At 52.2% G+C, this 13,832-nt stretch carries 11 protein-coding genes and 4 tRNA genes; 14 read left to right on the top strand and 1 reads right to left on the bottom strand.

The annotated features are described in order from the left end of the window. Nucleotides 1–97: 97 nt before the first annotated feature. A complete protein-coding gene (murB, locus tag OXR04_RS21465; RefSeq protein WP_046100985.1) occupies nt 98–1,135 on the top strand; it encodes a UDP-N-acetylmuramate dehydrogenase in 1,038 nt (345 codons plus the stop codon). Next, complete coding sequence (gene birA, locus OXR04_RS21460) at nt 1,132–2,091, top strand: bifunctional biotin--[acetyl-CoA-carboxylase] ligase/biotin operon repressor BirA (protein ID WP_267372834.1); 960 nt, start codon at nt 1,132–1,134, stop codon at nt 2,089–2,091. Before murB ends, birA begins: the two co-directional genes overlap by 4 nt. A 43-nt stretch (nt 2,092–2,134) precedes the next feature. Here birA and coaA read toward each other — a convergent pair whose 3' ends face one another. Continuing rightward, entirely contained in the window at nt 2,135–3,082 is a 948-nt protein-coding gene (gene coaA / locus OXR04_RS21455; protein WP_009092666.1) for a type I pantothenate kinase, read from the bottom strand. 741 nt (nt 3,083–3,823) lie between these two features. On the opposite strand from coaA, the gene OXR04_RS21450 reads away from it, so the two are divergent. The 12 genes from OXR04_RS21450 (at nt 3,824) to rpoB (ending at nt 13,724) form a co-directional block, all read left to right on the top strand. Then, a tRNA-Thr gene (locus tag OXR04_RS21450) sits at nt 3,824–3,899 on the top strand. 8 nt (nt 3,900–3,907) lie between these two features. Then, nucleotides 3,908–3,992 (top strand) — tRNA-Tyr (locus tag OXR04_RS21445). Nucleotides 3,993–4,180: 188 nt separating this feature from the next. Continuing rightward, nucleotides 4,181–4,255 (top strand) — tRNA-Gly (locus tag OXR04_RS21440). Between the two features lie 5 nt (nt 4,256–4,260). Then, nucleotides 4,261–4,336: transfer RNA gene (locus OXR04_RS21435), tRNA-Thr, on the top strand. Between the two features lie 108 nt (nt 4,337–4,444). Beyond that, a complete protein-coding gene (gene tuf, locus OXR04_RS21430; protein ID WP_167429651.1) occupies nt 4,445–5,629 on the top strand; it encodes an elongation factor Tu in 1,185 nt (394 codons plus the stop codon). Nucleotides 5,630–5,858: 229 nt separating this feature from the next. After that, nucleotides 5,859–6,242: a preprotein translocase subunit SecE gene (secE, locus tag OXR04_RS21425; protein WP_008927141.1), complete on the top strand. Its 384-nt coding sequence runs from the start codon at nt 5,859–5,861 to the stop codon at nt 6,240–6,242. A 1-nt stretch (nt 6,243) separates the two neighbouring features. After that, nucleotides 6,244–6,789 (top strand): transcription termination/antitermination protein NusG, encoded by a 546-nt coding sequence (gene nusG, locus OXR04_RS21420; RefSeq protein ID WP_003848088.1) that lies wholly within the window; start codon nt 6,244–6,246, stop codon nt 6,787–6,789. 148 nt (nt 6,790–6,937) lie between these two features. After that, on the top strand, nt 6,938–7,366 hold the full coding sequence (gene rplK, locus OXR04_RS21415; RefSeq protein ID WP_006121495.1) for a 50S ribosomal protein L11: 429 nt from the start codon (nt 6,938–6,940) through the stop codon (nt 7,364–7,366). Nucleotides 7,367–7,369: 3 nt separating this feature from the next. After that, nucleotides 7,370–8,074: a 50S ribosomal protein L1 gene (gene rplA / locus OXR04_RS21410; RefSeq protein ID WP_009092662.1), complete on the top strand. Its 705-nt coding sequence runs from the start codon at nt 7,370–7,372 to the stop codon at nt 8,072–8,074. 366 nt (nt 8,075–8,440) lie between these two features. Next, on the top strand, nt 8,441–8,938 hold the full coding sequence (gene rplJ, locus OXR04_RS21405; protein WP_003848098.1) for a 50S ribosomal protein L10: 498 nt from the start codon (nt 8,441–8,443) through the stop codon (nt 8,936–8,938). Nucleotides 8,939–9,003: 65 nt separating this feature from the next. Then, nucleotides 9,004–9,366: a 50S ribosomal protein L7/L12 gene (gene rplL / locus OXR04_RS21400; RefSeq protein ID WP_009092660.1), complete on the top strand. Its 363-nt coding sequence runs from the start codon at nt 9,004–9,006 to the stop codon at nt 9,364–9,366. Between the two features lie 329 nt (nt 9,367–9,695). After that, nucleotides 9,696–13,724 carry a DNA-directed RNA polymerase subunit beta gene (gene rpoB, locus OXR04_RS21395; RefSeq protein WP_046100987.1) on the top strand — a complete coding sequence of 1,343 codons (4,029 nt, stop codon included), beginning with the start codon at nt 9,696–9,698 and terminating at the stop codon, nt 13,722–13,724. The last annotated feature ends 108 nt before the right edge of the window (nt 13,725–13,832 follow it).

The following is a 13,832-nucleotide window of genomic DNA, read 5'->3' as shown; positions in this document are numbered from 1 at the left end:
TCGATCGTGAAAAACCGCCTTCTGATCCCGAAAACTGCCTGAGAACACTTCTCCGATACGGTAAACTACGGCCAGATAACTCAGTTAAGGCCGTCAAATGTCCAGCCAGCATCCCTCCTTAAAAGCCGACAATACACTTGGGCTTGAAGTACACACACAAAAACGCATCGTCGCTGAGACGCCTGCCGCCATTCTGGCTGCATGGCAGGCCAGCCAGCAGGATCAAACGCCTTTCCTTGTGCTCGGTGAAGGCAGCAACGTCCTCTTTCTGGATGATTTTGCCGGAACCGTGGTACTGAACCGCATTAAAGGCATCACCATTCAGGATGAATATGAGAGCTGGAAACTGCATGTCGGAGCCGGTGAGAACTGGCATGAGCTGGTCAAAAGTACCCTGGAAAAAGGGATCGCCGGACTGGAAAATCTGGCGCTGATCCCGGGCATGACCGGCTCGGCACCGATTCAGAATATTGGTGCTTACGGCGTGGAGTTAAAAGATGTCTGCGAATATGTGGATGTGCTTAATCTGCACAGTGGCGAAACAGAACGTCTGGATCGTGAAGCCTGTGAGTTTGGCTACCGCGACAGCATTTTCAAACACCGTTATCAGTCAGGCTATGTCATCGTCGCAGTCGGGCTATGCCTGCCTAAGCAATGGCAGCCTGTCCTGACCTATGGCGATCTGAAAACACTGAATCCGGCCATCGCCAGTGCCTGGGATGTCTATCACGCTGTGTGTCAGATGCGTCAGAGCAAGTTACCGGATCCGAAAGTCACCGGAAATGTCGGCAGCTTTTTTAAAAATCCAGTGGTGACGCAGGCGCAGTGCAGCGCTCTGCTGGCCCGGTTCCCCGCCATGCCGCACTATCTGATGCCAGAGGGTGAAACGAAGCTGGCAGCGGGCTGGCTGATCGATCAGTGCCAGCTTAAAGGCTATCGCATCGGGGGCGCAGCCGTTCATCAGCAGCAGGCTCTGGTGCTGATCAATGCTGACAATGCCCTGCCTGCCGACATCGTGGCGCTGGCCAGAGCGGTACGCGCCCGGGTAGGGGAGAAGTTTGATGTCTGGCTTGAGCCTGAAGTCCGGTTTATTCAGGCACAGGGTGAATGCAATGCCGTCGAGGTGATCGCATGAAAGACCACAATGTCCCGTTAAAGCTGGTCGATATTTTGTCTGACGGCGAGTTTCACTCTGGCGAGCAGCTGGGTGAGACGCTGGGAATGAGCCGGGCTGCCATCAACAAGCATATCCAGACACTGAAAAGCTGGGGACTTGATGTCTATACCGTCACCGGTAAAGGCTACAGTCTGCCTGCGCCAATCCAGCTACTGGATGAGCAGGCGATTCTCGCGCAGGTTGAGCAGGGCAATGTCTCGGTGATACCGGTGATTGACTCAACAAATCAGTACCTGCTGGAGCGCATGCATGACATGCCTTCTGGTGCTGCCTGTATTGCTGAATATCAGCAGTCGGGGCGGGGTCGCCGGGGCCGTCAGTGGTTCTCTCCATTTGGCGCTAACCTCTATATGTCGATGTACTGGCGCCTGGAACAGGGCCCCGCAGCGGCGATGGGCCTCAGCCTGGTCATCGGTATCATCATGGCGGAGACATTACGCTCGCTGGGCGCAGATGAGGTCCGGGTAAAATGGCCGAATGACATCTATCTCAACGATCGCAAACTGGCGGGTATCCTGGTTGAACTGACCGGGAAAACGGGCGATGCTGCGCAGATTGTGATCGGTGCAGGTATCAATCTGGCAATGCGAACCGCTGACGCCTCCCAGATTAATCAGGGCTGGATTAACCTGCAGGAAGCCGGGGTAACGGTGAATCGTAATGAGCTGGCAGCTCGTCTGATCAATCGTCTGCGCGAGGCACTGCCACTCTTTGAGCAGGAGGGATTAGCGCCCTTTGTGGCACGCTGGGCCGCGCTGGACAACTTCATTAACCGGCCTGTTAAGTTGCTCATCGGTGAACGCGAAGTGCACGGCATTGCGCGCGGTGTTGACAGCCAGGGTGGGCTGTTACTGGAACAGGATGGCGAAATAAAGGCATGGGTTGGCGGAGAGATATCATTACGTCCTGTCTGAATAAAAAAAGCCTGCATGAATGCAGGCTTTTTTATCACTGGCGTTATTTACGCAGACGGACTTTATCAACAGCGTGATCGCCGCTTTTCGTCATAATCAGGCTGGCTCTCTCTCGTGTCGGCAGAATATTTTCCTGCAGATTGAGCCAGTTAATCTCTTTCCACAGATTACCCGCTATCTCAACGGCTTCCGCCTCGGAGAGCTGGGCATAGTGATGGAAGTAGGAGTCGGGGTCGGTAAAGGCACCCTGGCGGAATTTCAGAAAGCGATTGATGTACCAGCTTTGCAGAAGATCTTCTTCTGCATCGACATAGATTGAGAAATCGACGAAGTCAGAAACAAAGACGTGATGGGGGTCATGGGGATAGTCCATACCGCTCTGTAAGACGTTGAGCCCCTCAAGAATCACAATATCCGGCTGCTGTATGACTTTATCGCCATCAGGGATAACGTCGTAAATCAGATGCGAATAGACCGGAGCGGTAACCTGACTGGCTCCTGACTTTAAATCTGAGACGAAATTGACCAGCCGGTGCATATCGTAGGATTGCGGGAATCCTTTCTTCTTCATTAAGCCACGCTCTTTGAGCACGGCATTAGGATGCAGGAAGCCATCCGTGGTGATTAATTCCACCTTGCGATGTTCAGGCCAGCGGCTGAGTAATGCCTGCAATACACGTGCTGTCGTGCTTTTACCGACGGCAACGCTACCCGCAATACTGATGATGTAAGGGATCTTCTGCCCGTTGGTGCCCAGAAACTGCTCCAGTACAGCCTGCCGACGCACATTTGAACTGATATAGAAATTAAGCAGGCGCGAAAGAGGCAGATAAATTTCTGCCACCTCTTCCAGAGAGAGGTCCTCGTTGATGCCTTTCAGCTGCGCAATCTCTTCCTCTGATAGCGTCATAGGAACGGAATCACGTAATGCCGCCCACTGCTCACGAGTGAATTCTAAGTAGGGCGTTGTCAGGGGAGTCGTTTTATCCATAAGCATGCATCTGACCGCAAATTCATTGCTATCACCGGCGTGTTATCCGATAAGCAGGACAACGCAGGTGATTTGAATCACGAATCGCTGGTTTATCAGTGAGAACAATGGGCTGGAGGGTATCACCAGTATGGCTTTTAACAGAAGTAAAAAGATAACTGTGATCTCGCTTTCGTCGGTATAGCCACAAAACGCGCCATTACCCAAGCCATTAACGACTTTATAACAGACAATGAGCCTGTAAAGCCGTTACAGGCTTCTTCCCACCCATAGTGCGTAACACCCTTGTTACCCGTCCCGGTGCCAGTGCCACGCATTAAGGCCTGTAAGGAAGCGAATGCGATATCCCCTCAATAAGCACACCATCCGGACCCTTCTGCCGGGTGCTGTTAAAGAAAAGGGATATTGCCTTCATGGAAATATCGGCCTGTGAGCTTAGCCTCTAACCCAAAATGATCCTGACGTGACGAAAAAAGCGTCAGTCAGCGCATGGGCAGGATCTTTTTTCAGGAATAAGCGAAATAACCGGAGTAAGAACGCTGGGGGCAGGCATCGTAAAAAGAGGGGCAGGGGGTGAGTGGAGCCAGAGTAAAGTCGAGAAAAAAGGGCCAGGCTGGACAAATATTCCGCAGAAAACCACTAAATTGCGATGATTTGCACAAATAGTAAGCGATAGAAAAAAATATGCGATTTTTTAGTTGCATCCGAACGCCGACCTTCCTAGAATGCGCGTCACTTGATGCCGGCTTAGCTCAGTTGGTAGAGCAACTGACTTGTAATCAGTAGGTCACCAGTTCGATTCCGGTAGCCGGCACCAATCAAGTAGGTGGGATTCCCGAGCGGCCAAAGGGAGCAGACTGTAAATCTGCCGTCACAGACTTCGAAGGTTCGAATCCTTCTCCCACCACCATCCCGACCTCGCGGTTGGGTTCAGATAAACGGCCTGTTTATCTGTCAGGTGAGTCACTTCTCACCCTGAATTCAGACTGAGCGTTAGCGAAGTCAACGTCGGTCAGCTTCGCTGACGGACAGTAGGTAGCAGAGGCATTCTCTGTTATCTGCAAGCTACAGAAAGAACAGGTAGCCGAGTTCCAGGATGCGGGCATCGTATAATGGCTATTACCTCAGCCTTCCAAGCTGATGATGCGGGTTCGATTCCCGCTGCCCGCTCCAGATGTGCTGATATGGCTCAGTTGGTAGAGCGCACCCTTGGTAAGGGTGAGGTCCCCAGTTCGACTCTGGGTATCAGCACCACTTCCTTTAATCTCCCTCCTGATTTTCTCTGTAACTTCCTTGCAGTCAGGCATTGCCTGGTTAATGTGATGATATCATTGATATATCCGTGTCTTAGAGGGACTAGCGATGGCTAAAGAGCAATTTCAACGTAACAAACTGCACGTAAACGTGGGCACCATCGGTCACGTTGACCACGGTAAAACCACCCTGACTGCAGCAATCACTACCGTACTGGCTAAAACCAACGGCGGCCAGGCGCGTGCATTCGACCAGATCGACAGCACCCCTGAAGAAAAAGCCCGCGGTATTACCATCAACACCGCACACGTTGAGTATGAGACTGCTTCACGTCACTACGCTCACGTTGACTGCCCAGGCCACGCCGACTATGTGAAAAACATGATCACCGGTGCTGCGCAGATGGACGGCGCGATCCTGGTTGTTGCTGCGACTGATGGCCCGATGCCACAGACCCGTGAGCACATCCTGCTGGGTCGTCAGGTTGGCGTTCCTTACATCATCGTGTTCCTGAACAAGTGTGACATGGTTGATGATGAAGAGCTGCTGGAACTGGTTGAGATGGAAGTACGTGACCTGCTGTCACAGTACGACTTCCCAGGCGACGACACTCCAATCGTTCGTGGTTCTGCTCTGAAAGCGCTGGAAGGCGAAGCTGAGTGGGAAGCGAAAATCATCGAGCTGGCTGAGCACCTGGACAACTACATCCCGGATCCGGTTCGTGCGATCGACATGCCGTTCCTGCTGCCAATCGAAGACGTATTCTCAATCTCTGGCCGTGGTACCGTTGTTACCGGTCGTGTTGAGCGCGGCATCGTTAAAGTCGGCGACGAAGTTGAAATCGTAGGTATCAAAGATACTGCGAAATCAACCTGTACCGGTGTTGAGATGTTCCGTAAGCTGCTGGACCAGGGTCAGGCAGGCGAAAACTGTGGTGTTCTGCTGCGCGGTATCAAGCGTGAAGACATCCAGCGTGGTCAGGTTCTGGCTAAGCCAGGCACCATCAAGCCACACACCCAGTTCGAGTCAGAAGTTTACGTTCTGTCTAAAGACGAAGGTGGCCGCCATACTCCGTTCTTCAAGGGCTACCGTCCACAGTTCTACTTCCGTACCACTGACGTGACCGGTTCAGTAGAGCTGCCAGAAGGCGTTGAAATGGTAATGCCAGGCGACAACATCAAAATGGTTGTTACCCTGATCCACCCAATCGCAATGGACGAAGGTCTGCGCTTCGCAATCCGCGAAGGCGGCCGTACCGTTGGCGCGGGTGTTGTTGCTAAAGTTATCGCATAATTACCGATAACGTTTGACGCAATGCACACGGAAAGGGCATCATTTGATGCCCTTTTTGCACGCTGTTTCATAGAACCTGGCTCATCAGTGATTTTCGATCATAATCATTGCTGAGACAGGCTCTGTCATGCGGCGTTGGATACCGAGTTACGCCCCAAAAGCTCATTCGGTTTGGACGCCTCGCACTGCGGGGCAGAATAGTTTCTGAATTATTGTGGCAGGTTGGTTTATGAGTGCGAATACCGAAGCTCAAGGGAGCGGGCGTGGCCTGGAAGCGGTAAAGTGGGTAGTAGTCGTATTACTGCTGCTTGCAGCGATTGTAGGTAACTACCTCTATCGTGATGTGTCACTGCCACTGCGTGCGTTAGCCGTAGTTGTACTGATCGCAGCGGCTGGCGGCATTGCGCTTTTAACGACCAAAGGCAAAGCGACCGTGGCTTTTGCTCGTGAAGCAAGAACAGAAATGCGTAAGGTTATCTGGCCAACCCGCCAGGAAACGCTGCACACCACGTTAATCGTTGCCGCGGTTACCGCCGTGATGTCACTGATTTTGTGGGGGCTGGATGGTATTCTGGTCCGTCTGGTATCGTTTATCACTGGCCTGAGGTTCTGAGATGTCTGAAGCTCCAAAGAAACGCTGGTACGTCGTACAGGCGTTTTCCGGTTTTGAAGGCCGCGTAGCACAGTCGCTGCGCGAGCATATCAAATTGCACAACATGGAAGAGCTGTTTGGCGACGTCATGGTTCCGACTGAAGAAGTCGTTGAAATTCGTGGTGGCCAGCGTCGTAAGAGCGAGCGCAAGTTTTTCCCGGGATATGTACTGGTTCAGATGGTGATGAATGACGCCAGCTGGCACCTGGTGCGCAGTGTCCCGCGCGTGATGGGTTTCATCGGCGGCACATCTGACCGTCCGGCACCTATCAGCGATAAAGAAGTTGATGCGATCATGAACCGTCTGCAGCAGGTCGGCGACAAGCCTCGTCCGAAAACGCTGTTTGAACCAGGCGAAATGGTTCGCGTTAACGACGGTCCGTTTGCTGACTTTAACGGTGTGGTTGAGGATGTGGATTACGAGAAGAGCCGCCTGACGGTTTCTGTCTCCATCTTCGGACGTGCAACACCGGTTGAACTCGACTTCGGTCAGGTGGAGAAAGGTTAACCTCTTTCCGCTCACAATTTAGCTGTTGCAGCAGGCGCGAAATTTAACTACAATTTCGCGCCTTTTGTTTTTATGCGCTGGCAACAGCGTATAAATCGTTATCACGGGGAGCCTTTTAAAGGCGCTATAACCCAATTGAGGAAATATCATGGCTAAGAAAGTCCAAGCCTACGTCAAGCTGCAGGTTGCAGCTGGTATGGCGAACCCAAGTCCACCGGTTGGTCCAGCTCTGGGTCAGCAGGGTGTTAACATCATGGAATTCTGCAAAGCGTTCAACGCGAAGACCGAATCTCTGGAAAAAGGTCTGCCGACTCCTGTTGTTATCACTGTATACAGCGACCGTTCATTTACCTTTATCACCAAAACCCCTCCGGCTGCCGTACTGCTGAAAAAAGCAGCGGGCATCAAGTCTGGTTCTGGTAAGCCGAACAAAGATAAAGTCGGTAAAGTGACCCGTGCTCAGGTACGTGAAATCGCAGAAACCAAAGCTGCGGACATGACTGGTTCTGACGTTGAAGCGATGACTCGCTCAATCGAAGGTACTGCTCGTTCCATGGGCCTGGTAGTAGAGGACTAAGAAATGGCTAAGCTGACCAAGCGCATGACCGTAATTCGCGACAAAGTTGACGCGACCAAGCAGTATGACATTGCTGAAGCTGTTGCTCTGCTGAAAGAACTGGCGACTGCCAAGTTCGTTGAAAGCGTTGACGTTGCTGTCAACCTCGGCATCGATGCACGTAAATCTGATCAGAACGTACGCGGCGCGACCGTTCTGCCACACGGTACTGGTCGTTCAGTACGTGTTGCTGTCTTCACCCAGGGCGCAAACGCTGAAGCGGCAAAAGCTGCTGGCGCAGAGCTGGTTGGTATGGAAGACCTGGCTGAGCAGATCAAGAAAGGCGAAATGAATTTTGACGTTGTTATTGCTTCTCCGGATGCAATGCGCGTTGTTGGCCAGCTGGGCCAGATTCTGGGTCCACGCGGCCTGATGCCAAACCCGAAAGTCGGTACTGTAACCCCTAACGTTGCTGAAGCGGTTAAGAACGCTAAAGCAGGTCAGGTTCGTTATCGTAACGACAAAAACGGCATCATCCACACTACCATCGGTAAAGTGGACTTTGACGCTGACAAACTGAAAGAAAACCTGGAATCTCTGCTGGTTGCGCTGAAAAAAGCGAAACCATCTCAGGCGAAAGGCGTTTACATCAAGAAAGTCAGCCTTTCAACCACCATGGGCGCCGGCGTTGCCGTTGACCAGGCTGGTCTGAACGCAACAGCAAACTAATTGCTGCTTGAAACGGGCGAAAAATTCACCTAGAATCTTACGCCCGTTGTTCTGTTATTAGCAGAACAGGACACCAGAGAGTCAGATGCGACAGCGGCGTTTAACGCCTTTCCCTCTGCTTCTGCTGCGTCACACAGAATTTAGGTTGGAGCCAGGCCTTATCCTGGCCTCCGTCCAAGACCGCAGGAGCTGTCTATCTCCGGATAGTCCGCTTAATACCCTGCGTAGACGGTGACAGAACCAAAAGAATTTTTTCTTAGCTGGATTCTGCTCACCGTGTTCGAGCGCTTATTTCCCCTTTTGGGTGAGTAAGTGAAGTGAGTTCCGGGGAAATCCTTTCCCGGTCAAATCCAGGAGCAAAAGCTAATGGCATTAAATCTTCAAGACAAACAAGCAATTGTTGCTGAAGTCAGCGAAGTAGCCAAAGGTGCGCTTTCAGCGGTTGTTGCGGATTCCCGTGGCGTTACCGTTGATAAAATGACCGAACTGCGTAAAGCAGGTCGTGAAGCTGGCGTTTACATGCGTGTTGTTCGTAACACCCTGCTGCGCCGCGTCGTTGAAGGAACTCAGTTTGAGTGCCTGAAAGACACGTTTGTTGGTCCGACCCTGATTGCATATTCTATGGAACACCCGGGCGCTGCTGCTCGTCTGTTCAAAGATTTCGCGAAAGCGAATGCAAAATTTGAGGTCAAAGCTGCAGCCTTTGAAGGTGAGCTGATCACGGCGGCCAATATTGACCGTCTGGCAACTCTGCCGACCTACGAAGAAGCACTGGCACGTCTGATGTCGACCATGAAAGAAGCCGCTGCCGGCAAACTGGTCCGCACTCTGGCTGCTGTACGCGATGCAAAAGAAGCGGCTTAAGGCCCTTTTCTTTTCTTCGTACCTGCTTACGTATAAACTTTTTCTGATTCTTAGGAACAATTGTCATGTCTATCACTAAAGACCAAATTCTGGAAGCTGTTGCAGCGATGTCCGTAATGGAAGTTGTTGAGCTGGTTTCTGCTATGGAAGAAAAATTCGGCGTTTCTGCTGCTGCTGCTGTAGCTGTTGCTGCGGGCCCGGCTGAAGCTGTTGAAGAAAAAACTGAATTCGACGTCGTACTGAAAGCTGTTGGCGCGAACAAAGTAGCAGTTATCAAAGCCGTACGTACTGCAACTGGTCTGGGCCTGAAAGAAGCCAAAGACCTGGTTGAAGCAACTGGCGTAATCAAAGAAGGCATCAGCAAAGATGACGCAGCTGCACTTGAAGCTGCTCTGAAAGAAGCTGGCGCTGAAGTTGAAGTTAAGTAAGACAACCTTCGGGTTGCAGTCTGAGTAGTTTCAGACTGATGGCTGGTGACTTTTTGGTCACCAGCCTTTTTGCGCTACAGGGTCTCAATGGGGTTTCACACTGTTTGTCCATTGCTACTCTTCAATATCTTTCTCTATCGACGACTTAATATACCGCTTTCCTGTGCGGGTTCCCTGCCTTCACAAAAGCGATGAAATGATTTAAGCGTGATAGAAAGAGGTATTGCACTGCTGCCGCGCAGCCAGTGAATCAAACAAAATCGTGTTGCATGAACTGTCCTGTCAGGACGGACAGCGTGGGTCGACTTGTCAGCTAGCTGAGGAACCCTATGGTTTACTCCTATACCGAGAAAAAACGTATTCGTAAGGATTTTGGTAAACGTCCACAAGTACTGGACATACCTTATCTCCTTTCCATCCAGCTCGACTCGTTCCAGAAGTTTATCGAGCAAGATCCAGAAGGTCAGTACGGGCTGGAAGCTGCATTCCGCTCTGTATTCCCTATTGCGAGCTACAGCGGCAACTCTGAGTTGCAGTATGTGAGCTATCGCCTGGGCGAACCTGTCTTTGACGTGAAAGAGTGTCAGATCCGTGGCGTGACCTATTCGGCACCGCTGCGCGTGAAACTGCGTCTGGTGATCTATGAGCGCGAAGCGCCAGAAGGCACCGTAAAAGACATTAAAGAACAAGAAGTCTACATGGGCGAAATTCCGCTCATGACCGACAACGGTACCTTTGTTATTAACGGTACCGAGCGCGTTATCGTTTCTCAGCTGCACCGTAGTCCTGGCGTGTTCTTTGATAGCGATAAGGGTAAAACCCACTCTTCGGGTAAAGTGCTTTATAACGCACGTATCATCCCTTACCGCGGTTCATGGCTCGACTTTGAGTTTGACCCGAAAGATAACCTGTTTGTCCGTATTGACCGTCGTCGTAAGCTGCCGGCCACTATCATCCTGCGTGCGTTGCAGTTCACAACACCTCAGATCCTCGATCTCTTCTTTGAGAAAGTGGTGTTTGAAATTCGCGACAACAAGCTGCAGATGGAGCTGGTGCCTGAGCGCCTGCGCGGTGAAACCGCGACCTTCGATATCGAAGCGAACGGCACCGTTTACGTCGAAAAAGGTCGCCGCATTACTGCGCGTCATATTCGTCAGCTGGAAAAAGATGGCATTCAGCACATCGAAGTTCCGGTTGAATATATCGCGGGCAAAGTGGTTGCTAAAGACTACATCGATGAGAGCACCGGTGAGCTGATTGTTGCAGCGAACATGGAGCTGTCACTGGATCTGCTGGCCAAACTGAGCCAGTCGGGTCACAAACGCATCGAAACGCTGTTCACCAACGATCTGGACCACGGTCCATATATGTCTGAGACCCTGCGTGTTGACCCAACCAGCGATCGCCTGAGCGCACTGGTTGAGATCTACCGCATGATGCGTCCTGGTGAGCCGCCAACGCGTGAAGCTGCAGAGAACCTGTTCGAGAACCTGTTCTTCTCTGAAGATCGTTACGATCTCTCTGCCGTCGGCCGCATGAAGTTCAACCGTTCACTGCTGCGTGATGAAATCGAAGGTTCAGGTATCCTGAGCAAAGAAGACATCATCGAAGTGATGAAAAAACTGATCGACATCCGTAACGGTAAAGGCGAAGTGGACGATATCGACCATCTCGGCAACCGTCGTATTCGTTCAGTCGGTGAAATGGCTGAGAACCAGTTCCGTGTCGGCCTGGTGCGTGTTGAGCGTGCGGTTAAAGAGCGTCTCTCTCTGGGCGACCTCGATACGCTGATGCCACAGGACATGATCAACGCGAAGCCGATTTCGGCTGCGGTGAAAGAGTTCTTCGGTTCAAGCCAGCTTTCACAGTTTATGGATCAGAACAACCCGCTGTCAGAGATTACGCACAAACGTCGTATCTCTGCACTTGGCCCGGGTGGTTTGACGCGTGAGCGTGCCGGCTTCGAAGTGCGTGACGTACACCCAACGCACTACGGTCGTGTCTGCCCAATCGAAACCCCTGAAGGTCCGAACATCGGTCTGATCAACTCCTTGTCTGTTTATGCACAGACCAATGAGTATGGTTTCCTTGAGACGCCTTATCGTCGTGTTATCGACGGTCTGGTTTCTGACGAGATCCACTACCTCTCTGCTATTGAAGAGGGTAACTACGTTATCGCTCAGGCGAACGCCCCGCTCGATGAAAACGGCGCGTTTGTTGATGACCTGGTCACCTGCCGTAGCAAAGGCGAATCGAGTCTGTTCAGCCGCGATCAGGTTGACTACATGGACGTTTCCACCCAGCAGGTGGTTTCTGTCGGTGCATCCCTGATCCCGTTCCTGGAACACGATGACGCCAACCGTGCTCTGATGGGTGCGAACATGCAACGTCAGGCCGTTCCGACTCTGCGTGCAGATAAGCCGCTGGTTGGTACCGGTATGGAACGTGCTGTTGCCGTTGACTCCGGTGTTACTGCCGTCGCCAAACGTGGTGGTACCGTTCAGTATGTTGATGCATCACGTATCGTTATCAAAGTTAACGAAGATGAGATGTACGCGGGCGAAGCCGGTATCGACATCTATAACCTGACCAAATATACCCGTTCAAACCAGAACACCTGCATCAACCAGATGCCATGTGTCTCTCTGGGTGAGCCGGTTGAGCGCGGAGACGTGCTGGCAGATGGCCCGTCCACCGATCTGGGTGAACTGGCGCTGGGCCAGAACATGCGTGTCGCGTTCATGCCGTGGAACGGTTACAACTTCGAAGACTCCATCCTGGTCTCCGAGCGTGTGGTTCAGGAAGATCGCTTTACCACCATTCACATCCAGGAACTGGCTTGCGTGTCGCGTGACACCAAACTGGGGCCGGAAGAGATTACCGCTGATATCCCGAACGTGGGTGAAGCTGCACTCTCTAAACTGGATGAGTCAGGCATCGTCTACATCGGTGCTGAAGTGACCGGTGGTGACATTCTGGTTGGTAAGGTTACCCCGAAAGGTGAAACCCAGCTGACGCCAGAAGAGAAGCTGCTGCGTGCGATCTTCGGTGAAAAAGCCTCTGACGTAAAAGATTCATCACTGCGCGTACCGAATGGCGTGTCAGGTACCGTGATCGACGTTCAGGTCTTTACCCGCGATGGCGTGGAAAAAGACAAGCGTGCGCTCGAAATCGAAGAGATGCAGCTGAAGCAGGCTAAGAAAGACCTGTCTGAAGAGCTGCAGATCCTGGAAGCGGGCCTGTTCAGCCGTATCCAGAGCGTCCTGATCGCAGGTGGCGTTGAAGCAGACAAGCTGGACAAGCTGCCGCGCGAGCGCTGGCTGGAGCTGGGTCTGACTGATGAAGCCAGACAAAACCAGCTGGAGCAGCTGGCAGAGCAGTACGACGAACTGAAGCACGAGTTTGAGAAAAAACTTGAAGGCAAGCGCCGTAAGATCACCCAGGGCGACGATCTGGCACCGGGCGTGCTGAAAATCGTTAAGGTTTATCTGGCCGTTAAACGTCAGATCCAGCCTGGTGATAAGATGGCAGGTCGTCACGGTAACAAAGGTGTTATCTCTAAGATCAACCCAATCGAAGACATGCCTTACGATGAGAACGGTACGCCGGTCGACATCGTACTGAACCCGCTGGGCGTACCATCGCGTATGAACATCGGTCAGATCCTTGAGACACACCTGGGGATGGCAGCGAAGGGCATTGGTGAGAAAATCAACGCCATGCTGAAGAAGCAGGAAGAAGTCGCGAAACTGCGCGAATTCATCCAGCGTGCCTATGACCTGGGAAGCGATCTGCGTCAGAAAGTTGACCTGAACACCTTCTCCGACGACGAAGTGCTGCGCCTGGCAGAGAACCTGAAAAAAGGTATGCCAATCGCAACGCCAGTGTTTGATGGCGCGAAAGAGAGCGAAATCAAAGAGCTGTTACAGCTCGGCGGTCTGCCTTCTTCCGGTCAGATTACCCTGTTTGACGGCCGCACCGGTGAACAGTTCGAACGTCAGGTAACCGTTGGCTACATGTACATGCTGAAACTTAACCACCTGGTTGATGACAAGATGCATGCACGTTCTACCGGTTCCTACAGCCTGGTTACTCAGCAGCCGCTGGGTGGTAAGGCGCAGTTCGGTGGTCAGCGCTTTGGTGAGATGGAAGTATGGGCACTGGAAGCATACGGTGCCGCGTATACCCTGCAGGAAATGCTTACCGTTAAGTCTGATGACGTCAACGGCCGTACCAAGATGTATAAAAACATCGTTGACGGCAACCATCAGATGGAACCGGGCATGCCGGAATCCTTCAACGTACTGTTGAAAGAGATTCGCTCGCTGGGTATCAACATCGAGCTGGAAGACGAGTAACCCCCATTTCAGGCTGTGGTTCGCCGCCGCCTGAAAGCGCAGGGTTTAAGCGCTCGCAATTGTACTGGTTACGGGGCGTTCAATTTCGGTTGGACGCCCCCTGAGTCT

Origin of the sequence: Pantoea sp. GM_Pan_3, assembly GCF_026541045.1 — a bacterium.
GTDB lineage: Bacteria > Pseudomonadota > Gammaproteobacteria > Enterobacterales > Enterobacteriaceae > Pantoea > Pantoea anthophila.
The sequence above is the reverse complement of the archived record's forward strand: the minus strand, read 5'-3'. Positions and strand labels throughout refer to the sequence as shown.

Excerpts from the sequence above, each read along its gene's own strand:
- rplL (WP_009092660.1), top strand. The coding sequence starts at position 9,004 with ATGTCTATCACTAAAGACCAAATTCTGGAAGCTGTTGCAGCGATGTCC.
- tuf (WP_167429651.1), top strand. The coding sequence starts at position 4,445 with ATGGCTAAAGAGCAATTTCAACGTAACAAACTGCACGTAAACGTGGGC.
- rplK (WP_006121495.1), top strand. The coding sequence starts at position 6,938 with ATGGCTAAGAAAGTCCAAGCCTACGTCAAGCTGCAGGTTGCAGCTGGT.
- rpoB (WP_046100987.1), top strand. The coding sequence starts at position 9,696 with ATGGTTTACTCCTATACCGAGAAAAAACGTATTCGTAAGGATTTTGGT.
- rplJ (WP_003848098.1), top strand. The coding sequence starts at position 8,441 with ATGGCATTAAATCTTCAAGACAAACAAGCAATTGTTGCTGAAGTCAGC.
- birA (WP_267372834.1), top strand. The coding sequence starts at position 1,132 with ATGAAAGACCACAATGTCCCGTTAAAGCTGGTCGATATTTTGTCTGAC.
- secE (WP_008927141.1), top strand. The coding sequence starts at position 5,859 with ATGAGTGCGAATACCGAAGCTCAAGGGAGCGGGCGTGGCCTGGAAGCG.
- coaA (WP_009092666.1), bottom strand. The coding sequence starts at position 3,082 with ATGGATAAAACGACTCCCCTGACAACGCCCTACTTAGAATTCACTCGT.
- nusG (WP_003848088.1), top strand. The coding sequence starts at position 6,244 with ATGTCTGAAGCTCCAAAGAAACGCTGGTACGTCGTACAGGCGTTTTCC.
- rplA (WP_009092662.1), top strand. The coding sequence starts at position 7,370 with ATGGCTAAGCTGACCAAGCGCATGACCGTAATTCGCGACAAAGTTGAC.
- murB (WP_046100985.1), top strand. The coding sequence starts at position 98 with ATGTCCAGCCAGCATCCCTCCTTAAAAGCCGACAATACACTTGGGCTT.